The sequence below is a fragment of the Bradyrhizobium sp. HKCCYLRH1034 genome (assembly GCF_051168375.1).
Taxonomy (GTDB): Bacteria; Pseudomonadota; Alphaproteobacteria; order Rhizobiales; family Xanthobacteraceae; genus Bradyrhizobium.
This window is the reverse complement of record NZ_JBNPUW010000007.1, coordinates 1-20764: the sequence shown is the minus strand read 5'-3', so window position 1 is coordinate 20764 and position 20764 is coordinate 1. Positions and strand designations below refer to the sequence as shown.

The window sequence follows — 20764 nt, the reverse complement described above, 5'->3', positions numbered from 1 at the left end:
CACTCCGAGCCTGCTCGGCTCAGGAGTTGTTGAACGACGGGAAGATGCCCGCATAGCAGATGCACCAGATCAGTGCCTGGGTCGGCTGCATGTTGTCGTGCGGGATGCTCTGCCCGGACGTCGTGACCGCGTTGGGAGCGAGGTTGACATTCGCCGGCGGCGCCACGAAGCCGTTGAACGAGGGATCGATCGCCACCATCGTCCCGGGCGTCCCCGGCCCAGGGGCCGCGTTCGGCGCGGACCTGCTGCCGAGCTGCAGGTTATGCGTGTGCGCGGGCATTTCGGTCGAAACCAGCCCGACAGTGCTGCTGCCCATCATCTCGCCGATCACGCGGGGCTGCAGGCCGGGTCCGTCGCCTTGGCCGTTGGTGATCGCGCCGCTCAGATTGGGGAGCTGGAAGTTGGTCGTGCCGTTGCCGCCGAAATAGGTGCCGATCAAGGCGAACAACGGCGTGTATTGCTGAATTGGAAGCAGCTGGCCGAAGCACGGCAACCACGCTCTATTGAAGCCGCCGGTTGCAAAAGTGAAGGGAAAAGCCTGGATTTCGCCAACAAAGGGATCAGACACGTCGTCTCTCCTCGAGAATGTGCGATGAAGCCGGTCGAACCGCGACGCCTCAGCCTGGCGAGGGATAGACGCCGTTGATGCAGATGCAGTAGTTGCCCACGACGGTCGGCATGATGTTGTTGTGCGGGACGCTCTGTCCCGCGGCGGCCACGCAGGGCGCCATGACCGAGTAGGTGCCGGCATCGGCGATGGGGGCATCGAGATTCCCGGTGGACGCGGTCGCCAGATGGACCGTGGGTCCGGGGATCGCCGTGTCGGCCGTGACCGTCGACGACAGCAGGGCATGGCTATGCGCGGGCAACTCGGTCGTGATCAGCAGGTGCTCGTCCTCGCCCGCGACCTCGCCAAGCACATACGTCGCGCCACCGGGCGGCGTGCCCTGCCCGAGCGGCACGCGGCCGCGCAGATCGGGCAGGTTGAACGTCTGGATGCCGTCGCCGCCATAGGTCGTTCCGAGGATCGTATAGAGCGCATCGTAGTTTGAAATGGACAGCGAGCTGCCGTCGCAGGCCAGCCAGCCGTCCGGTATGCGCGGAAAGGCGAACAGCCTGATCTCACCGAGAAACGGGTCTGACATCCCGACATCCTTTCATTGAGCCGTGGGCGCCGCGAGAGCAGGCGCGGCGCGGAACTGGGGGGATTCGATCGATCCGAAGACGCTCAGTTGCGCGAGGGGAAGACGCCCTGCATCGCGATCAGGTAGTTGATCACGAGGTAGGGCTGCATGTTGTTGTGCGCCTGCCCGCCGCCGATCTCGGGAATGTTCGTGCCCACGGCCAGCGGGACCTCGCCCGATCCTGCGGTCGCGAAGATCTTCTTGGGATCGTCCGCCGGCAGCGTATTGGTCCCGAACAGATTGTTCGTGGGACCCGCGCTTCGGCCGGCACCATTGGTCGTCGAGGCCTGCACCAGGTGATTGTGAGCCGGCATCTGAGCGAGGGTCAGCGTCACGGTCGTTTCGCCGCTGACCATCCCTGCGGGAAACTGACCGGAGCTGCCCGTCGATCCGAGGATGGCCCGGCCACGCAGATCCGGCAGCGCGAATGTCGTCACGCCGTTGCCGCCGTAATAGGTGCCGAGCAGTGAGAACAGCGCCTGGTTGGTCTGGATGGCGAGTAGCGCGCCGTTGCAGAACGCCCACCCTCTCGGCGGCTGAGATCCCGCAAAAGGCATGATCTGCCCCAACACAGGCGTCAACGGCATGCGCGTCTCTCCCCAATGTCATTTTGAAACGAATGGCGGCGGCTTGATCAAACAGCCTCCGCATTGAAATTTTTGAGAGCGTGAGAAACAACCTGTAGGAGAAGTCTAGGTTGCGTCGCTCGGATCCGTCAAGACAATAAAGTTCCGTAGATTGCGCTGTTGCCGCTATGCAACGCCAAGCAGAAGTCGTGCCCGGTCTGGTTGAATCGACTTGCCCGGAAGGCGCTGCTTCTCCAAGGTTACGATTGCGTTACCAAAATTTCTTCGAACCAATTTTTTTCAGCGGCACTCTCAGCCAATGAGGGGCCGTAAGGGGCACGACCAAATTGTCAACCGGGACTTGGCGCCGGAATTTTCATGCGGCATGCACGCCTCTGCGGCGTGCGCTGGGTTTTGTTTCGGTGGTTCTTGCCTTGATGCTCGCCCCGATGGTGGGCGCGCAGGCGGCCTGTAACTTCACGACCGGCTCGACCACCAGCACCAGCATCACCATCAACGGAACGGGCGCCGGCAACGCCGTCGGTCTGTGCGTCACCAACGACGTGGTGCTCTGGGGTCTCTATGGACACTCGAATGGCACCAACAGCCCGCCGATTGATGCGTTCAACAATCTCCCGATGACGGCGGGCGGCCTGAGCTACACCAATCTCAGCTACACCGGCGCCAAGGCGACCTACACCCTGATTCCCGTGCCGATCGGCGGCGACTTCACGCAGGTGCCGGAATACACCATCCGGATCGATTCGCTGTCCGGATCGGGAACCGAGAACATCACGCTCTTTTATGCCAGCGACTGCTCGCACACCGCCGGCAATTGTAGCGGCGCCGGCACCACCAACACCTCGTTCACGATCACCGTCACGTTGCCCGGCCCGACCGCGACGCAGGCCATCGCGTCGAAGTCGCTGACCGTCAATACCGCCGCGACATCCTTCACGCCGGTCACCGGCTCCGGCGGCACCGCACCGCTCAGCTATGGCATCGCCCCGACGCTGCCGACCGGTCTGTCCTTCAACACGTCCACGGGCGCCATCACCGGTACGCCCACGGTCACCAGTGCCGCGACCACCTACACGGTCACGATCACCGATGCCAACTCCGCGACCGCCAGCAATACCTTCAGCCTCACGGTCAACGGCGCGGTGACGGCCACGCAGTCCGTTGCCTCCAAGACGCTGACGCAGAATCAACCATCGACCAACTTCACGCCGGTCACCGGCGGCGGCGGCACCCCGGCCTACACCTACAGCGTGTCACCGTCCCTGCCCACCGGTCTCACGCTCAACACATCGACCGGCGCGATCACCGGCACGCCGACGGCCGCGAGCGGCGCCACGACCTACACCGTGACCGTGACCGACGCGAACAGCGCGACCGCCTCGAACACGTTCAGTCTGACAGTCAACTCGGCCGTGACCGCGACCCAATCGGTCGCTTCGAAGACGCTGACGCAGAATGTGGCCGCGACATCGTTCACGCCGGTCACCGGCGGCGGCGGCACCCCGTCGCTCAGTTACAGCATCGCGCCCGCGCTGCCCGCCGGCCTCTCGCTCAACACCTCCAGCGGCGCGATCACGGGCACGCCGACCGCAAGCAGCGGCGCGACCACGTACACGGTGACCGTCACCGATTCCAACAGTGCCACAGCCAGCAATACGTTCAGCCTGACGGTGAACACCGCCGTCACCGCGACGCAGTCGGTGAGCTCGGCCACGGTGACCGTGAACACGGCCATCACGACGTTCACCCCTGTCACCGGCGGTGGCGGCACAACGCCGCGGTCCTATGCCATCGCGCCGACCTTGCCGACCGGACTCAGCTTCAACACCAGCACCGGCCAGGTCAGCGGCACGCCGACGGTGACCAGCAGCACGACCACCTACACGGTGACGGTGACGGATTCCAACGGCGGCACCGCCAGCAACACCTTCCAGCTCACCGTCAATGGGCCGGTGAGCGCGACGCAGGCGATCGCCTCGAAGACGCTGACGCAGAATGCCGCAGCGACGTCGTTCACGCCGGTGACCGGATCGGGCGGCACGCCGCCGCTCTCCTACGGCGTTGCCCCCGCGCTGCCGACGGGCCTGACGCTCAACACCTCGACCGGCGCGATCACCGGCACACCGACCGTGACCAGCGGCGCTACGACCTACACGGTCACGGTCACCGACGCCAACACTGCCACGGCCAGCAATACGTTCAGCCTGACGGTGAACAGCGCGGTCACCGCGACGCAGGCGATCGCCTCGCGGACCTTCACCGCCAACCAGGCCATCACCGCCTTCACCCCGGTCACCGGTGGCGGCGGCACGGGGACACTGACATATTCGATCTCTCCGTCCCTTCCGGCCGGCCTCAGCATCAGCGCCTCCACGGGCGCGATCTCCGGCACGCCTTCGACGAGCGCGGCGACCGCGACGTACACCGTGACCGTCACCGACACCAACAACGGGACCGCCTCGAACACCTTCAGCCTGACAGTCAACGGCGCTGTCAGCGCCACCCAGTCGATCCCGGCCAAGTCCCTGACCGTCAATGTCGCCGCGACATCCTTCACCCCGGTGACCGGGGGCGGCGGCACGTCGCCGCTCACCTATGGCATCGCACCGACACTGCCCGCCGGGCTCAGCTTCAACACCTCGACGGGTGCCATCACGGGCACGCCAACCGCGATCAGCACGGCCGCGACCTATACGGTCACCGTGAGCGACGCCAACAGTGCCAGCGCCAGCAACACGTTCAGCCTGGCCGTCAACGGTGCCGTGACGGCGACCCAGGCGATCGCGTCCAAAGGATTGACCGTCAACACGGCGGTGACCTCCTTTACACCGATCACCGGCGCCGGCGGTACCTCGCCGCTGAGCTACGGCATCGCGCCGGCGCTGCCCGCAGGGCTCGCCTTCAATACGACCTCGGGTGCGATCACGGGCACGCCGACGGCCACCAGCGGCGCCACGACCTATACGGTCACGGTGACCGACGCCAACACTGCAACGGCGACCAATACGTTCAGCCTGGCGGTGAACGGCGCGGTCAGCGCGACCCAGGCGATCGCGTCGACCACCCTCACTGCGAACCACGCCGTGACGCCGTTCACGCCGGTCACGGGCGGCGGCGGCACCGCGCCGCTCACCTATTCCGTCTCGCCGACGCTCCCCGCGGGACTGTCCCTCAATGCGGCCAACGGCAGCATCTCCGGAACGCCCACGGTGACCAGCGCGGCGACGACATTCACCGTGACCGTGACCGACGCCGCCAACGCGACCGCGAGCAACACATTCAGCCTGACCATCAATGGTGCGGTGACGGCCACGACGGCCGTGCCGTCCAGCTCGCTGCCGATCAACCAAGCGGTGACGCCATTCACGCCGGTCACGGGCTCGGGCGGTACCGGCACGCTGGTGTTTGCCGTTTCACCGGCTCTGCCGGCCGGCTTGAGCTTCAACACGAGCAATGGCCAGATCACCGGCACGCCGACGGTTCCGGCGGCAATGACCACGTATACGGTGACCGTGACCGACACCAACAGTGCCTCGGCCAATGCCACCTTCAATCTGTCGGTGGGCCAATTGGTCACGACGGTCGCGCTGACCTCGTCGCAGAACCCGAGCCAGTTCGGGCAGCCCGTGACCTTCACGGCCACGGTGTCAGCGTCGGGCGGCACCCCGACCGGAACGGTCACCTTCAACGACAATGGCACGCCGATCGGCACGGCGACGCTGGCGGGCGGCGTTGCGACGTTCGCCACCTCGACGCTCGCGGTCGGCAGCCACACGATCACGGCGAGCTATGCCGGCACCACGCTGTTTACGGCGAGCACCTCGCCCGGCCTTGCCCAGACCGTCAACGTGCCGGTCGACAGCGTTCGGCTGCGCTCGCTGCAGCAGACCGTCAGCAAGCTGGTGGCGCAGAATTCCGGGCAGGCGATCTCCGGCGCGATCGATGACGCCATCGCCGACGGCTTCAACGATGGCGGTTCGTTCCTGACGCCCGGCAATGCCCGCATGCGCTTCAACTTCTCGGCCGATCCGCGCGATCAGGACGAGCGGTCCCCGGCCGGCGACCGCGCTGGCAGCGGCGACAGCAACGCCTATTCCTCGCTGCTGCCGGGCGCGTCCCAGCCACGTGGACGTGGTCGCGGCCGGATCGACGATGCGTTCGCGGCCATCGATCGTGGCGACAGGAAGCAGGCCGCGCCGAAATGGCACGAGCAGAAGGAGTGGCTGCTGTGGGCCGATGTGCGCGGTTCTGGCGTCGACCGCTGGGGCAGCACCAGCATCGGCGGCGTCACCCAGGCCAGCCAAGCCTCGATCTATGGCCAGCAGCTCAACGCCACGATGGGATTGACCTACCGCGCCGCGCCGAACTTCCTCGTCGGCGTGCTCGGCGGCTACGAGACCTTCAGCTACACCCAGCAGGACATCAACGGGAAGCTGAAGGGCGACGGCTGGACCACCGGCGCCTATCTCGGCTGGAAGATCATTCCCACGCTGCGCTTCGATGCAGCCGTAGCCTATTCCGGCATCGGCTATGACGGCAGCGCCGGAACCGCCCAGGGCAATTTCAGCGGCCAGCGCTGGATGGTTTCCACCGGTCTGACCGGCACGTATAAATGGGCCGGCCTGGTGCTGGAGCCGTCCACCAAGGTCTATGCATTGTGGGAACACCAGAACGCCTATACGGACTCGCTGGGCACGCGGCAGGGCACCAACGATTTCGCCAGCGGCCGCGCGTCGGGGGGCCTGCGCGCCGCCTACCCTGTCGCTTGGCTCGATAGCGGGCTTCTTCTGACGCCGTTCGTCGGCCTGTACGGCGACTACTACTTCACCAGGGAGGATGCCAACACGCTCGCCGCCGGCGCGCTGGCCTCGACTCCGCTGCTGCAAGGCTGGTCGGCCCGCGCCACCGGGGGTCTCGGCATCCAGACAGCCGGCGGCATCGGTGTCGGCCTCGGTGCCGAGCTCGGCGGCATCGGCAGCAACACCCGCGTCTGGACGTTTTCGGCCAAGGCGCGGGTGCCGTTCAGCGCCCAATAGGCATTCCCAATAGCCCTTGGCGGCGCACTCGAATCGAAACCGCCCCGGCTGGGGCGGCTGGTTCGACGTGCGAGATCGTATGGAAGATCAGTACAGTCCGCGGCCGCCAAGGATCTCGCGGGCCTCGTCAGCGCCGTCCGCCGCGCCGCTCGATGACGGCACGTATCGGCCGCCCTGATCGTAGGACACCGCGCGCGGGTTATCGAGGCTCCGTCCGCGGGTCCGGCTGGAGGCCGACATCTCCGACGTCGCGGCAACCGATGCCAGGTCGGCGGAGGTGTTGCCGAGCGTGTAGGGACGCCCCTCGGGCAGCGGGACCTCGCCGCGAATCGGGCGGCCTGAGCCGATCTCGGGAACGAACGGCCGGGCGGAGGCGACGCGGACGAGAGAAGGCGCCGGCGCCGGGATGCCGGTGCGCAGGGTTGCCATCAGTTGGGTATCGTCGGACCCTTCGAGAGGGGCGCGGCCGACATATTCGACGCGGACGCGGGCGACGCCGTTGCCCTTGAACTCGAGCAGATCGGCCGCCTTGTTGGAGACGTCGATCAGCCGGTTGCCGTGGTACGGGCCGCGATCATTGATGCGGACGATGAGCGATTTGCCGTTGGCGAGATTGGTGACGCGGGCGTAGCTCGGCAGCGGCAGGGTCGGATGGGCGGCCGTCAGCGACGTCATGTCGAAGACCTCGCCATTGGCGGTCAGCCGGCCGTGAAAATCATCGCCATACCAAGAGGCCATGCCCTCGGCGCGATAGTTGGTGTCCTCCTCGGGAACATAGGTCTTGCCGGCGACGGTATAGGGCTTGCCGATGCGGTAGACGCCACCGCCCTTCGGCACCGGCTCGCCGAATCCGACGACGCGCGGGCTCGACGACACGCCGTATTTCGGATCGACCTTGCTGGCGAACTTGTTGGAAGAGGCGCAGTTCGCGACCATCAGGCAGGCGAGGACGGCGACGGCACTGCGCACCGCTCTCTCGACCGGATCTGTTTGACCAATCCCCATCGACCCCAATTACCAATGTGCCGGTCGCAGCCGAGCCATCCCGTCAGGCCCGCGCGTCCCGGCTTGTCCCCGAGTCGCATCCCCGCAACTCAATGCACAAGGATAACGCAACCCGAAGACGGCGGAAATGGGGTGGGCCCCGCCGTGGTTAACCGGAGCTTTCCTGCGGTTGTGACGTGGACGGTGGCCGCCCAGGCGTGCACTCCGCTGTGCCTCCGTGTTGCGAGTGCACCTTTTTGGACACATATGTTGCGTGAAATCCTCACCTACGAGTGTTCTCATTTCCCGGGACCTGAATCATTTTGACTGTGCAGGGCTGCACGTCGTTTGCTTCACGTGGGGCGCAACAGGGTGTGTTCGCTATGATCGAAGCAATGACGGCAGTGATGGGCTTGGTTGGCGCCGGGATCTTCCTTGCTCATGCGTTTGAAGGCGTCCGCTCGCGGGCCTGAGTCCGGACAGATCGGACAGCCGACGCCATGGTCGGCTCTCGTCCGCGTCGATGTTTGCGTCCGCTTCAATAACGACACTTCAGGAGCATCCCTGAAGCTGGCAGTTTCGACCAGCAGATCATCCAGACCGCTCATCGCCCGGCCCTCGGTTTTCTCCGGCCGGTGCGAGATCGGACCGGTAGCGCAGCCGCAGCAGGTGGCCCATGCGACACCAAGATTTACGACATCAAGCGTTGCGACACCAAGACCTGCTCTCGGGGAGCTTTCTCGCCCTGGCAGCGCTGAGCACGGCAATCTTGTGCTCCGGCCTGATGGCTTTTGCGCTCAGGTGAGCGCGGGCTTTGAGCTGAGGCCGTCCGGGCAGGCGTGAATGCGCCGTTGACGAGCCGCAAGCCCGCACCCTAAACAAGGATCGCGTCGATACCGCGCCGCCGTGGCGTGGACGTCGCCGACGTCCCGGACACGACGCCGGATGGAAGGGTGGCCGAGTGGTTTAAGGCACCGGTCTTGAAAACCGGCGTGCCCGCAAGGGTACCGTGGGTTCGAATCCCACCCCTTCCGCCAAGACATCAATAAAATCAATAATTTGCAGAGCGCTTAGGCTTCCAGCGCGCAATCCAAGGCACAATGCGCTCAGGATTGCTTTCGGCCTTGTCCTGCTGACTGCCCTGCTCTGGCTGTCCTTGTGCTTGGCGGTCCTGTCGAGGGCAAAGGCTCGCGCTCGGCCATTCCTTGAAGCTGTCCGGATGCCAAGCGCGATGCTTTGACCGGGTGCGTTGTTGCCGATTGCATAAGGGGATGCACTCGCCCCCGCGGCCCAACCATGGGCTTCGAGAGGAGGTGAGTTGGCATGACACAATGCGAAGCTTGCGCGGGCAAAGGCTATCACGTGGAAATGCGGCCGGTTCGATGGGGCAAGAAAAACGAGCCCTATCGTGAGTGTCCAAAGTGCGAAGGGACTGGAAAAACCAAACCAGAGGCGTTCGACTAGGGCGTAGTCCGGGCCAAACACTAAACCCGCCGGTGCGGAGCCGGCGGGTCGTTCTCAGATCAGCTTTGCGACGATCTCGTCCTCTTCCACGTCCCCGAACTTGTTGCTGATCGCAGTGCGTGCGATGGACCGGCTGGCTGCGCAACGCTGGCGAGGCGCCCGCCGCCTCCCCGTGCTCAGAGCCGGGCGCCTGGCCAACGACCAGGGTGCGCTCCAGGGCTTGCCTGCGGCGCGCGGTGGCCGTTCACAGCGCCGGCGGTCTCGGGCGGCACGCCGACCCGCTCCATCAGTTCGCGAACGTCGCGGATGCGGCTGTCGAGAAGGCCGTGCATCTCAGTCAGCGTCCAGCGCAGCTCATCCACCGCGCCCGGCGCCGCGTCGGGAAAATGCGAGAGATGATAGATCATCTCGTTGAGCACCTGCCGCAGCCCGTACAGGTCGTCATGGGCGAGCTTCTGGACGTCGAGCTGGCCGAGCAGCCGCTGCACGAAGCTGCGCCGATCGGGCGGCACATGGCGCAGATCGACGAACCGGTTGACGTGGAAGGCGCGCGGCGCCTCGGCACTGCCGGCCGCTTGGGCCAGCGCGAGGCGCACGCTGTCCGCGTTGAGGTCCTCGGTATCGACGGAGAGCGTGTTCGGGAACATGCTCTTGTAGCGTTCGATCAAGGCGTGGGTCTTGTCGTAGTACCAGCCGAACTTGTCGGCCAGCGACAGATCCATCCATTGCTGCTTCGACATCTCTCCGAAGTGGAAAGCGGTCGGACGCTTGCGCTGCGCGGCCGGCGAGTCGGCGTAGTAGAGGTGGTTCTGCGGCGACAGCTCGGCATTCTCCACCAGGCTTGCGATGCATGCCGCGCGGTCACGCCGGCGCAGATGCACCAGCGTGACCTGATCGCCGAGGAGCTCGGCGATGATCGGCAGCACGGCCGCATAACCATTGCCGACGACGCACGCATGGGGGCAATCGAGGATCGTCTGACGAATCTGATCCGTGAAGCCGGGATCGTTGGTTTCCTTGAGCTGGCAGAACAGCTCATTGAGCTCGCTCGACGCCCATTCGTGCACGGCCCTGTCGCCGTTGCCCTGGTTGTCGAACACCTCCTGCATCATCCGCGTCAGCGACGTCGTGCCGTCCCGGCCGGTGCCGACGCACAGCACCCGCAGCGCGGAAGGCGGAGAATTCCTCAGGGCCGCGTCGCGGCCATTGCCGGAGGGGCGCGTCGCTCCATTGTCCGAGACCACGGCCAGGCGCTTACGCGCCAGCCGGCGAAGCTCCGCGGACGCCGCCTCCCACTCCAGCCTATAGCCGTCGCGCTCGTCGCGCAGGCGGCCCATGATCACGCCCCTTTCTTCCGTGATGCGCCTGTACCGCTCGGACTCGTCCTTCGCGGCGATCAACTCCGCTTGCAGCGCATCGACGAAGCGTTTCACATCCGCATCGAGGCGGCTTTCGGTGCTGGCGGTGTCAATCCCCAGCCGGTTCTGGATCCACCGGCGCAGTCGCACTCTCGACAACAATAATCCTCCAAGAAATCGAGCCGAACGGCCTGCTGATCGTCTGCCGCCCGATCGCTGCGATTCAGCACGCCTGCGAAGACCGCCCTGCCGGCTCCGGCTCTCCATGTAATACAATTGCAATGTACATCAAACTGCATCGCAATTCGGTTGCAGAGGCAGCGATGATGGCCGGCACGTTGCGCGAGCCGCGCCCGCTCGTGCCCGAAAAATGTGCATGCCGCGCGACTAATGGCCATTTGAGGGTATTAATACACCGCGATGCGGCGCGAGTGCGGTGGTCATGCGTCACGGCACGCCGCCGGCGCCGCTGTTGCCAACGGGCACGGCCGCGACGACGCCAACTCCGTTGAGCTAGTCCAGTCCGCGCTCGCGACTCAGGCGCACCATCTCGTCGATGAAGATCTGCTTCTGCTTGTCGTCGAGGCTGGTGAACAGCGGTTCCGATGTGTCGGCCACCGCGCGCTGGTCGGCGGCGCGATCGACCAGGAACTGAGCCTCGTTGCGCATCTGCTCGACGATGTCGTCCGGCGGATCGCGCTTCGACCGCGCGATGCGCAGCTCGAGTCGATCCGCGCCGTTGCGGCCGAGCGCGTGCATCGCGTTGGCGAACGGACCCCAGTTCTTCGCCTGCTCTTCCGTCAGGTTCAGCCCGGTCTTCAGGCGCTCGATATTGCTATCGCTGTTGGCGACGATCTGGTCGGCCGTGAGTTGCGGGGCGCCCGGCTGCGTCAGCATCGGCGTCGCCTTGGCGACCTTGCTCGTCTTCGTCGCCTTGGAAGGCTTCGCCTTCCTGCCCTCGGCCGGCGGCGCCTCGGGCTGCGCACTCTGCTGGCCGCTGTTGCCGGTGAACGCCGCGGTCACGCCGGTGACCACGCCGACGACACCGCCGATCGCGCCGCCGAGCACACCGCCGACCGGGCCCGCCGCCCTGTTGCCTTCGCGCGCACCCTGCTCGACGCCCTTGAACAGGCCCTGCGCGGCAGGCTGACGCGGCAGGCCCACAAGGCCAATGAGGCCTATTGACACTCCTATTGCGATGCACCGGAGAGACCGGCGCCAGATGCCGGGGCTCATCATCATCAGTTCAGGCTCCGTGCGCAGTCGCTGGTCGTGACGACCATGATTCCAACGAATTCTACCGTTGCCGCAACGCGCAAGTCCATCTACCGCATGCAGTGCGATGCATCCGACGCGCCCAGCTACACTGGTTCCTCTCGGCTTCCTGCTCGGCCGAGACGCGCTTTGCACTGCAGCGCTCAGCACTGCGATGCAATCAGTTGCGGAACCTGCGACGAATTGTGCACGCCATTAGTTCTAGGATTCGCCTCACCGGCTTTCTCGACAGCCGCTCGCAATTCTGCTCTGATTGCATCCAAGCGAAATCCATGCGCGCATGACGCGACGCAACAACTAACAAATCGGATTCGCATCGACAGAATGCTTGGCTCACCAGGGAGGGAACGCCATGTCACGGAGGAAGCTGAACCGCCGACAATTCGTTGCTGCGACCGCTGCCACCTCGGCGGTCATGATTGCCGCGCCCTATGTGCGCGGCGCCTACGCCGCCGGCAAGCTCTCGATCGGCTTCTGGGACCATTGGGTTCCGGGCGCCAACCAGGCCTCGACCGATCTCGTCAACGAGTGGGCCGCCAAGGAGAAGGTCGAGGTCCAGATCGACTACATCACCAGCCAGGGCAAGAAGATCGAGCTGACGATCGCCGCCGAGGGCGCCGCGAAGTCCGGCCACGATCTGATCGCCATGCCGACCTGGTGGCCGCATGCGCATGCGGAACTGCTGGAGCCGGTCAACGACATCATGGAGCCGATCATCCAGGAGAACGGCGAGGTCAACGGCACCGTCAAATATCTCGGACAGTCCGGCGGCAAATGGCTCGCCGTGCCGGCCTGCGTCGGCAGTCAGATCAAGGGTCCCTGCTCCCGCATCGATCTGATGAAGAAGCATGCGGGCATCGATGTGCAGGAGATGTATCCGGCCGGATCTCCACCGAAGGCCGACAATTGGACCACGGAGACCTTCCTGAAAGCGGCGGAGGCCTGCCATAAGGCTGGCGTGCCGTTCGGCATCGGGCTTGGCGAAACCACCGACAGCGTGGACTCCGCCGGCGCGTTCTTCCAGGCGTTCGGCGCGGATCTCGTCAACGCCAAGGGCGCTGTCACGGTGAAGACGGATGCCGTGCGCCAGGCGCTCGAGTTCTACAAGCGGCTGATCGCGGCGCTGCCGCCGGATGTCGCCTCGTGGGACGACGCATCGAACAACAAATGGCTGGTCTCGGGCAGGGGCGCGATGATCATGAATCCGCCGAGCGCCTGGGCGGTGGCCAAGCGCGACGCGCCGCAGATCGCCGAGCAGTGCTGGACCCACGGCTTCCCGGCCGGCCCCAAGGGCCGCTTCGCGCCGTTCCTGCCCTACTTCTGGAGCATCTGGTCGTTCTCCAAGAATAAGGAGGCGGCCAAGAGCCTGATCGTGCACCTGTCGAAGCCGTCATCGATCGAGAAGATGGTGGTGGCGAGCGGCGGCTACGATCTGCCGGCCTATCAGAAGCTGACGACGCTCAAGGTGTGGCAGGAGGAGGGACCGCCGAAGGGGACCCTCTATCACTATCCCAACCCCTATAATCACCAGACGCTGTCGATCGCAGCCTCCCCTGCTCCGCCCAAGATCGCGCAGCAGATCTATGCGCAGGCGACGATGACCAAGATGTGCCTGCGCTACGCTCAGGGCGAGAAGATGGAATCGACCCTCGCCTGGGCTGAAGGCGAGTGCGAGGGCTTCATGCGCAGCTGAGGCATGCTCGAAGCAACGCCGGCGGTCCGCTTCAGCAGGCGGGCCGCCCCCTTTCACCTTGTCAGTGTTTCCCATCCAGTGAGGACCCCGCTGTCGCAGGGGACATCACGAGGAGCCTTTTCTCATGGTTGATGCCGCCATCGGTGAAAACGCCGTCGCCCGCCCTCGCGCGGCCCGCCGCAATGGTCTGCACAGGGCGTTGAAGCGGAAATCGACCGCCGCTTTCCTGATGACGCTGCCGCTGATCCTGCTGATCGTGCTCCTGGTCGTCTATCCCGCCCTGTATTCGGTGCATCTGGCGACCCTGAACAAGTCGATGCAGCGCTTCGTCGGCTTCGGCAATTTCGAGTTTCTGTTCAAGCGCGACACGTTCTGGCTGGTCGTCAAGCAATCCTGCATCTTCGCCATCACGGCCGTCGTGTTCAAGGCGCTGATCGGCTTCATCGTCGCTCATTTCGTCCACAACATCCCCGCCAAGGGGCAGCGCAAATGGCGCGGCATGCTGCTGGTACCCTGGGTGATCCCGCCGGCGATGAGCACGCTGGCCTGGCTGTGGCTGTTCGACCCGTCCTACAGCGCTTTCAACTACACGCTCGCCTTCTTCGGCATCGGCCCGATCCCGTGGACCGGGGATGCCGCCTGGGCGCGGTTCTCGGTGATCCTGGTCAACATCTGGTACGGCGCGCCGTTCTTCATGATCATGTACCTGGCCTCGCTGAAATCTGTCCCGGATCAGCTCTATGAGGCCGCGGCGATCGACGGCGCCAATTGGTGGCAGCGGATCTGGTACGTGACCCTGCCGATGATGCGCAACATCATCGCGATCACGACGCTGTTCTCTCTGATCGTGACGTTCGCCAATTTCGACATCGTGCGCATCCTCACCGCCGGCGGCCCGCTCGACAAGACGCACATCTTCGCGACCTGGGCGTTCCGCGTCGGCATCGAGGGCAGCGACATTCCGCTCGGCGCCAGCGTCTCGCTGTTCATGGTGCCGATCCTGGCGGTCGCCGCCATCTTCATCCTGCGCGACGTCAACAAGCGGGGGAACGAGTCCTGATGAGCACCGTCACGATCGACAAGGCCGGCCCGACCCGTACCGTCAAATATGGCTCGATGAGCCGCGACCGCGCCTGGGCGCTGCGCTGGTCGTATTTCTTCCTGACGCTGTTCGCGATCTTCTCGCTGGTGCCGCCGCTCTACATGCTGATCACCTCGCTGAAGGGCAGCGCGGAGATCTCCGCGGCGACCAATCCGTGGTGGGTGTTCCATCCGACGCTGGAGAACTATGTCGAGCTGCTCACCTCGAACCAGTTTCAGCGTTTCTTCTTCAACTCGGCCATGGTCTCGATCGTCGTGGTGATCATCACCATGCTGATCAGCATCCCCGCCGCATTCGCGCTGTCGCGGATGAAGTTCTGGGGCTCGGCGACGCTGGCGACCGGCGTATTCCTGACCTATCTGATCCCGGACAGCCTGCTGTTCATTCCGCTGTTCAAGATGTTCGCGCTGATCGGCGACGTCACCGGCATCCAGTTGATCAATCGCTGGTACGTGCTGCTGTTCATCTATCCGACCCTGACGGTGCCGTTCTGCACCTGGATCATGATCGGCTATTTCGCCTCGATCCCGAAGGAGCTCGACGAGGCCGCGATCATCGACGGCGCCTCCTGGCTGCAGACGCTGACGCGGATCTTCATTCCCGTCGCCCTGCCCGGTCTGATCGCCGCGACGATCTTCGCCTTCACCGTCTCCTGGGCGCAGTTCCTGTATCCGCTGGTGTTCACGACCTCGACCGACCAACTGGTGCTGCCGGTCGGCATCGTCACGAGCCTGATCAAGGGCGACGTCTTCAACTGGGGACAGATCATGACCGGCGCGCTGCTGGGCGCGGCGCCGCCGCTGATCATCTACGCGTTCCTGATGGACTATTACATTGCCGGGCTCACCGCCGGCGCGACCAAAGGCTGATGACGGGGGTTGATCACAGATGGCTGAAGTGAGCTTGCGCAAGGTCGTGAAGCGTTACGACGACGTCGAGGCGGTCAGGGGCATCGATCTCGATATCGCCGACCACGAGTTCGTCGTGCTGGTCGGCCCGTCCGGCTGCGGCAAGTCGACGACATTGCGGATGATCGCTGGGCTCGAGGACATCTCCGACGGCGACATCACGATCGGCGGCGACGTCGTCAACGACGTGCCGCCGAAGGATCGCGACATCGCCATGGTGTTCCAGAACTACGCCCTCTACCCGCACATGACGGTGGCCGAGAACATGTCGTTCGGGCTGCGGCTGAAGCACTACCCGAAGGCCGAGATCAAGAGCCGCGTGGCGGAGGCCGCGCGCATGCTGGACATCGCCGACCTCGTCGACCGCAAGCCCAAGCAGCTCTCCGGCGGCCAGCGCCAGCGCGTCGCGATGGGCCGTGCGATCGTGCGCAATCCCAAGGTGTTCCTGTTCGACGAGCCGCTGTCCAACCTCGACGCCAAGTTGCGCGTGCAGATGCGCATCGAGATCAAGAAGGTGCACCAGAAGGTCCGCACCACGACGGTCTACGTCACCCACGACCAGGTCGAGGCGATGACCCTGGCCGATCGTGTCGTGGTCATGAACAAGGGCCGCATCGAGCAGATCGGCACGCCGAACGAGCTGTACCACAATCCGGCGACACGCTTCGTCGCCGGCTTCATCGGCTCGCCCGCAATGAACTTCGTGCCGTGCCGGCTCGAGGAGGCCAATGGCCGGCTCCACATCCGCCTCACCGACCGGATCGCCTTTCCGCTGCCGCCGGCGCGCGCCGCGCGCTATCAATCCGTGTCGCGGAACGAGCCGCTGCTGCTCGGCATCCGGCCCGAGCACATCGCCGAGACCAAGCCGCATGCGGAGCCTGGGATTGAGCCGTTCGAGGCGCTGCTCGACGTCACCGAGCCGATGGGCATGGAGACGCTTGTCTACTTCACCCTCAACGAGACGCCGGTCTGCGGGCGGGTCAACCCCAACGCCGGCGCGCGGGATGGCAGCCCTCTGCGCATGGCAATGGACCTCAACAACATGCACCTGCTAAATGAGGCTTCAGGCCTCGTCATCTGACGAGCATAAGAAGCTTCAAGGGCAGGACATGACCACCAGGACGGCAACCAACAAGAACAAGATCCTCGTCACGGAATCCTTCTCGGCCAAGGGCCGCGCGCTGCTGGCGGCGCGCGATGATGTCGAGATGATCGAGTTCCCCAACATGATCTCGGCGGTGGATTTTTCCGACCTGCTGAAGTCCCACGCGCCGGTGCACGGCGTCGCGCTCGGCGCCACGCGCTTCGGAGAGCCGGAGCTGATCGCGGCCGGCGACATGAAAGTCGTCACCCGAATCGGCGTCGGCTTCGACGCGGTCGATGTGCCCGCGCTCTCCAGGCACAAGGTGCCGCTGATGGTCGCGGGCACGGCGAACTCGCCCTCGGTTGCCGAGCAGGCGCTGTTCATGATGCTGACGCTGGCCAAGCGCGCCAACGAGATGCATGCGATGGTCAAGGACGGCACCTGGGGCGCGCGGCTCGGCGTGCTGCCGTTCGATCTCTACGGCAAGACCGTGCTGATCATCGGCTTCGGCCGCATCGGCACCCGCACCGCCAAGCGCTGCCTCGCGATGGAGATGCAGGTCCTGGTCTACGATCCCTACAAGCCCGCAGCCGACATCACCGCCGCGGGCTGCGAGCCCGTTGCCGATCTCGACACTGCGCTCCCGCGCGCCGACTTCGTCAGCATCCACTGCCCGAAGACCCCGGAGACCATCGGCCTGTTCAACGCCGCGCGTCTCAAGCTGATGAAGCCGACGGCGTATCTGATCAACACCGCGCGCGGCGGCCTGATCGACGAGGCCGCGCTCTATGACGCGCTGTCCTCGGGCCGGCTCGCCGGCGCTGGCCTCGACGTGTTCGAGCAGGAGCCGCCGCCGGTCGGCCACGCGCTGCATGCGCTGCCCAACGTGATCATGGCTCCGCACGTCGCTGGCGTGACGCGAGAGGCGGTCGACCGCATGAGCGAGCAGACGGCGCGCAACATTCTCAGCGTGCTCGATGGCGATCCGATTCGGCAGAACGTGATCAATCAGGACGTCTTGTAGTCGTCCGGCCGGTGCAATGGTCCTGTCCCGTCGGCGACGAGGCAGGACCCGCCCTCATCACGCGGATGTCAGGACCTTTCTCCACCGCTTTGGCGCCCAACTTTCAACGCATTCTTGCAACTTGGCCAAATCCAGCTACAACTGTGACTATCGGCACCGGATTTTACGCGCGCCGGTAGGAACAGAGGCGGCCATGAGTGTTGCGACCGAGCACGCGCTCGCAACGATAGCGAGCATTCTCGATCAGCCTGAAGCGACGAGGTCGGCAGACAAGGCGGCGCCGTCGTCGAAGAAGGCTGCCGCGACTGTCGTCTCACTCGATCAGGCCGACGGCTACACCAAGCTCGGACCTGGGCCGATTTCCGCGATCCGCTTCCGCTGGACGGCACGGCGGGGCGAGGACGGCTACTATGTCGACGAGACCGTCGGGCCGACCTCGATCGCCGTGAGCAGCGGACCGATGACCGCCGAAGCTGCCGTCAAGACGGTCGACACCCGCGCGCGAGAGGCGATCGAGCGCTTCGAGGCGCTGAAGAACGAGATGACCGGCAAGGGCCCGGTTGCGCCCAGCGAGAGGTAGCGCTCCGGCCGCCCGGACCACTCCGTCTTCGTTGCGATGTATCCAAATCCCATGGCCGGGTTCCATCCTGGCCATTCGTATTTTGTGGACCTTGAGGCCGCCTGCCGTCCCGCCCCGGAAGCGCCTACCTCCGCGCGCCCAGATAGTCCGGCTTCGCCAGCGGCACGCCGGCGTGACGCAGGATGTCGTAGGCGGTGGTGACGTGAAAGAAGAACTGCGGCAGGCTGAACGTGAGCAGCAATGAGCGGCCATCGTCGAAGCTGCGCGTCGCACCGTTGCGGAAGGTGAAGCTGACCTCCCGCTTCGCGCCCTCCTCGATCGCCGCAGGTGGCACGCTGCGCACATCGTCGATCGCGGTTGCAATCCGCGCCTTCAACCCGGCCATATCCGTGTCGCTGTCGGCAACGGTCGGCTGCGCGCGGCCGGCGAGCAGCGCGCAAGCAATGGTGGCGTGGCGGTTGGCTTCGCAGACCTGCCGGATCAGGTTGTACATGTCGGGCGCGAGCCGGGCCTGCAGCAGGTCGGCGGGATCGATGCGGCGCGCCTCGGCAAAGGCAGCGGCCTTGTCGAGCACCCCCGAGAGGTTGTGAAGATAAGGCACGAACACCTCGACCGACGCCTGCACCAAGGAAATGCTCATCAACCAACCTTCCTGCTTGCCCCTCGTCGCGCGTGGCGACCTCCGCTATGAATAGCGCGGCCACATCATGCGAGGTGATTCAATATGGGATTTTTCAACCGGACCGTCGCCGCCGTGACCGCAGCCGTGCTGGCCTGCGGTCTCGCCACTGCCGCACTCGCCGACCAGCCCTCGCGCCTCGACGAGATCGTGCAGCGCGGCAGCTTACGGGTCGGAATGACCGGCGACTACAAGCCCTTCACCTATCTTGACAAGGCGACCGGAAAATTCTCCGGCTTCGACGTCGACATGGCCGAGTCGCTCGGCAAGGCGCTCGGCGTCAAGGTCGAGTTCGTGCCGACGAGCTGGCCGCAGCTCATGAAGGATTTCGAGGCCGACAAGTTCGATGTCGCGATGGGCGGCGTATCGATCACGCTCGACCGCCAGAAGAAGGGCTTGTTCTCGACGCCGATCATGCGCGAGGGCAAGACCCCGATCGCGCGCTGCACCGACACCTCGAAGTACCAGACGCTGTCCGACATCGACAAGCCCGGCACCCGGGTCGTGGTCAATCCGGGCGGCACCAACGAGCGCTTCGCCCGCGCCAACATCAAGTCAGCCGACATCCGCGTCCACCCCGACAACGTCACCATCTTCGACGAGATCGCCAAGGGCGACGCCGACCTGATGATGACCGACGCCTCCGAGACGCGCTATCAGCAGAAGCTGCATCCTGGCGTGCTCTGCGCCGTGCACCCGGAGAAGCCGTTCGATTTCTCCGAGAAAGCCTACTGGCTGCAGCGCGACGTGGCGCTGAAGGCGTTCGTGGACCAGTGGCTGCATATCTCGACCGAGAACGGCAGCTACCAGGCGATCTACAAGAATTGGTTCGAGTAACATGTCCGCGGTCTTCCGTCGGGCAATGATGACCGGATGATCTTCTGGCCCGCCAGCAAAGGACGACATGCGATGAAGTGTCTTCGGATCTACGCAACGCCCGACGGCGAGTCCCGCTTCGGTGAAGTGGATATCCCGACGGCGGCGGCTGTGACCGTCGCCCCCGGCGCCAAGCCGTTTCAAGTTTCCAAGCGCTATATCGCCTCAAGCGTCGAGTTTACGCAGATCCCCGCCGGTATGCGCCAGGTTGACTGGCACACCGTTCCGGGGCGGGTGTTGACCGTCAGACTGAGCGGGGCGGTCGAATACGAGACGAGCGACGGCGAGGTGCGGCGCGTCTCCGCAGGCGAGTTTGTGCTGGTGGAGGACACGCACGGAAAGGGTCATCTGTCGCGTCACTCCGCGGACGCGCAAACCGTCCTGTGGATCAGGCTGCCTGACGGCCTCGATTTGCCGAGTGCATAGTCCCTGGAAGTCGCTGCCGTCTGCCGGCACCTGAGGAGAACCCGCAAGGAGGAGCTGCGCCGAAACAAAATGTTCTTTCGCAATTTCAGTAGGAAGACCCCTGTCCAGTCCCCGGGCGAAAAATATTCGACTTTCGTTTTTCAGAAAAATATGGTTCACTGCCGCCATCCCGCCTCATCGAAGAGGGGCGTCGCGCGCAATCGTCACGACACGCGAGGTGGGGAGGCGATGGCCGCGAGATGCCGAAAGCGTGCTTGCACGCGGACGAACGGCAGCTTGCGGACGTGAAGTCGCAGGGTCCTGACACCCCGACGCTGGTGTCACGTTCGCGGCGGCGCTAACGCGCCGCGCGGACCATGGTGGCCAACAAGCCCGGCGCACCAGGGAGACTGCGTATAAGCGTTAAGACCGTCGCGCAGGGAATGCCGGTGGCGGGCTCAATCGGTGGTCGCAACACCAAGTGTTTTCATTCGTGACAGCAGCTCGTCAAGCGCTTCTGCTGGA

Annotated in this window: 17 protein-coding genes and 1 tRNA gene; 10 read left to right on the top strand and 8 right to left on the bottom strand. The window is 64.9% G+C overall.

Features of this window, described 5'->3' with window-relative positions:
* Positions 1-19: 19 nt before the first annotated feature.
* The 3 genes from ACQR0W_RS17855 to ACQR0W_RS17845 all read right to left on the bottom strand — a co-directional run bounded on the left by ACQR0W_RS17855 (position 20) and on the right by ACQR0W_RS17845 (position 1771).
* A complete protein-coding gene (locus tag ACQR0W_RS17855) occupies positions 20-568 on the bottom strand; it encodes a phage tail protein (RefSeq protein WP_316187114.1) in 549 nt (182 codons plus the stop codon).
* A gap of 49 nt (positions 569-617) precedes the next feature.
* The gene (locus tag ACQR0W_RS17850) at positions 618-1145 is read right to left on the bottom strand and encodes a phage tail protein (RefSeq protein ID WP_315751568.1); all 528 of its coding nucleotides are present in this window, start codon (positions 1143-1145) and stop codon (positions 618-620) included.
* Between the two features lie 83 nt (positions 1146-1228).
* Positions 1229-1771, bottom strand: a complete 543-nt coding sequence (locus ACQR0W_RS17845; protein ID WP_315751569.1) for a phage tail protein — start codon at positions 1769-1771, stop codon at positions 1229-1231.
* A gap of 617 nt (positions 1772-2388) precedes the next feature.
* Between ACQR0W_RS17845 and ACQR0W_RS17840 the strand changes: the two genes are divergently transcribed.
* Complete coding sequence (locus ACQR0W_RS17840; protein ID WP_434840756.1) at positions 2389-6807, top strand: beta strand repeat-containing protein; 4419 nt, start codon at positions 2389-2391, stop codon at positions 6805-6807.
* A gap of 87 nt (positions 6808-6894) precedes the next feature.
* On the opposite strand, the gene ACQR0W_RS17835 is transcribed toward ACQR0W_RS17840, so the two are convergent.
* Positions 6895-7812: a septal ring lytic transglycosylase RlpA family protein gene (locus tag ACQR0W_RS17835; protein ID WP_316172046.1), complete on the bottom strand. Its 918-nt coding sequence runs from the start codon at positions 7810-7812 to the stop codon at positions 6895-6897.
* A gap of 332 nt (positions 7813-8144) precedes the next feature.
* On the bottom strand, positions 8145-8399 hold the full coding sequence (locus ACQR0W_RS17830; RefSeq protein WP_316167964.1) for a hypothetical protein: 255 nt from the start codon (positions 8397-8399) through the stop codon (positions 8145-8147).
* 339 nt (positions 8400-8738) lie between these two features.
* On the opposite strand from ACQR0W_RS17830, the gene ACQR0W_RS17825 reads away from it, so the two are divergent.
* Positions 8739-8828, top strand: a tRNA-Ser gene (locus tag ACQR0W_RS17825).
* Between the two features lie 603 nt (positions 8829-9431).
* On the opposite strand, the gene ACQR0W_RS17820 is transcribed toward ACQR0W_RS17825, so the two are convergent.
* Entirely contained in the window at positions 9432-10763 is a 1332-nt protein-coding gene (locus ACQR0W_RS17820) for a hypothetical protein (protein WP_316172047.1), read from the bottom strand.
* Between the two features lie 363 nt (positions 10764-11126).
* Positions 11127-11771, bottom strand: a complete 645-nt coding sequence (locus tag ACQR0W_RS17815) for a Spy/CpxP family protein refolding chaperone (protein ID WP_316172049.1) — start codon at positions 11769-11771, stop codon at positions 11127-11129.
* Positions 11772-12240: 469 nt separating this feature from the next.
* On the opposite strand from ACQR0W_RS17815, the gene ACQR0W_RS17810 reads away from it, so the two are divergent.
* The 6 genes from ACQR0W_RS17810 (at position 12241) to ACQR0W_RS17785 (ending at position 18279) form a co-directional block, all read left to right on the top strand.
* Positions 12241-13581: an ABC transporter substrate-binding protein gene (locus tag ACQR0W_RS17810; RefSeq protein WP_316172048.1), complete on the top strand. Its 1341-nt coding sequence runs from the start codon at positions 12241-12243 to the stop codon at positions 13579-13581.
* Positions 13582-13705: 124 nt separating this feature from the next.
* Positions 13706-14641, top strand: coding sequence for a carbohydrate ABC transporter permease (locus tag ACQR0W_RS17805; protein WP_315711958.1), 936 nt, complete (start codon positions 13706-13708; stop codon positions 14639-14641).
* Positions 14641-15552 (top strand): carbohydrate ABC transporter permease, encoded by a 912-nt coding sequence (locus ACQR0W_RS17800; RefSeq protein WP_315711960.1) that lies wholly within the window; start codon positions 14641-14643, stop codon positions 15550-15552. Before ACQR0W_RS17805 ends, ACQR0W_RS17800 begins: the two co-directional genes overlap by 1 nt.
* 19 nt (positions 15553-15571) lie before the next feature.
* On the top strand, positions 15572-16672 hold the full coding sequence (locus ACQR0W_RS17795) for an ABC transporter ATP-binding protein (RefSeq protein ID WP_315711961.1): 1101 nt from the start codon (positions 15572-15574) through the stop codon (positions 16670-16672).
* A 28-nt stretch (positions 16673-16700) separates the two neighbouring features.
* The gene (locus ACQR0W_RS17790) at positions 16701-17699 is read left to right on the top strand and encodes a hydroxyacid dehydrogenase (protein ID WP_315751577.1); all 999 of its coding nucleotides are present in this window, start codon (positions 16701-16703) and stop codon (positions 17697-17699) included.
* A gap of 193 nt (positions 17700-17892) precedes the next feature.
* On the top strand, positions 17893-18279 hold the full coding sequence (locus tag ACQR0W_RS17785; protein WP_315711965.1) for a hypothetical protein: 387 nt from the start codon (positions 17893-17895) through the stop codon (positions 18277-18279).
* A gap of 124 nt (positions 18280-18403) precedes the next feature.
* Here ACQR0W_RS17785 and ACQR0W_RS17780 read toward each other — a convergent pair whose 3' ends face one another.
* Positions 18404-18919, bottom strand: coding sequence for a DUF1993 domain-containing protein (locus tag ACQR0W_RS17780; protein ID WP_315751578.1), 516 nt, complete (start codon positions 18917-18919; stop codon positions 18404-18406).
* 84 nt (positions 18920-19003) lie between these two features.
* Between ACQR0W_RS17780 and ACQR0W_RS17775 the strand changes: the two genes are divergently transcribed.
* On the top strand, positions 19004-19795 hold the full coding sequence (locus tag ACQR0W_RS17775) for a transporter substrate-binding domain-containing protein (protein ID WP_316167958.1): 792 nt from the start codon (positions 19004-19006) through the stop codon (positions 19793-19795).
* A 72-nt stretch (positions 19796-19867) separates the two neighbouring features.
* On the top strand, positions 19868-20260 hold the full coding sequence (locus tag ACQR0W_RS17770; RefSeq protein WP_315712623.1) for a hypothetical protein: 393 nt from the start codon (positions 19868-19870) through the stop codon (positions 20258-20260).
* Positions 20261-20764: the final 504 nt, after the last annotated feature.

Bases quoted from the DNA above. Each gene is read 5' to 3' on its own strand.
- ACQR0W_RS17845 (WP_315751569.1), bottom strand. From the start codon at position 1,771: ATGCCGTTGACGCCTGTGTTGGGGCAGATCATGCCTTTTGCGGGATCT.
- ACQR0W_RS17840 (WP_434840756.1), top strand. From the start codon at position 2,389: ATGACGGCGGGCGGCCTGAGCTACACCAATCTCAGCTACACCGGCGCC.
- ACQR0W_RS17785 (WP_315711965.1), top strand. From the start codon at position 17,893: ATGAGTGTTGCGACCGAGCACGCGCTCGCAACGATAGCGAGCATTCTC.
- ACQR0W_RS17780 (WP_315751578.1), bottom strand. From the start codon at position 18,919: ATGAGCATTTCCTTGGTGCAGGCGTCGGTCGAGGTGTTCGTGCCTTAT.
- ACQR0W_RS17775 (WP_316167958.1), top strand. From the start codon at position 19,004: ATGGGATTTTTCAACCGGACCGTCGCCGCCGTGACCGCAGCCGTGCTG.
- ACQR0W_RS17800 (WP_315711960.1), top strand. From the start codon at position 14,641: ATGAGCACCGTCACGATCGACAAGGCCGGCCCGACCCGTACCGTCAAA.
- ACQR0W_RS17805 (WP_315711958.1), top strand. From the start codon at position 13,706: ATGGTTGATGCCGCCATCGGTGAAAACGCCGTCGCCCGCCCTCGCGCG.
- ACQR0W_RS17835 (WP_316172046.1), bottom strand. From the start codon at position 7,812: ATGGGGATTGGTCAAACAGATCCGGTCGAGAGAGCGGTGCGCAGTGCC.
- ACQR0W_RS17830 (WP_316167964.1), bottom strand. From the start codon at position 8,399: ATGAGCGGTCTGGATGATCTGCTGGTCGAAACTGCCAGCTTCAGGGAT.
- ACQR0W_RS17810 (WP_316172048.1), top strand. From the start codon at position 12,241: ATGTCACGGAGGAAGCTGAACCGCCGACAATTCGTTGCTGCGACCGCT.
- ACQR0W_RS17850 (WP_315751568.1), bottom strand. From the start codon at position 1,145: ATGTCAGACCCGTTTCTCGGTGAGATCAGGCTGTTCGCCTTTCCGCGC.
- ACQR0W_RS17770 (WP_315712623.1), top strand. From the start codon at position 19,868: ATGAAGTGTCTTCGGATCTACGCAACGCCCGACGGCGAGTCCCGCTTC.
- ACQR0W_RS17790 (WP_315751577.1), top strand. From the start codon at position 16,701: ATGACCACCAGGACGGCAACCAACAAGAACAAGATCCTCGTCACGGAA.
- ACQR0W_RS17795 (WP_315711961.1), top strand. From the start codon at position 15,572: ATGGCTGAAGTGAGCTTGCGCAAGGTCGTGAAGCGTTACGACGACGTC.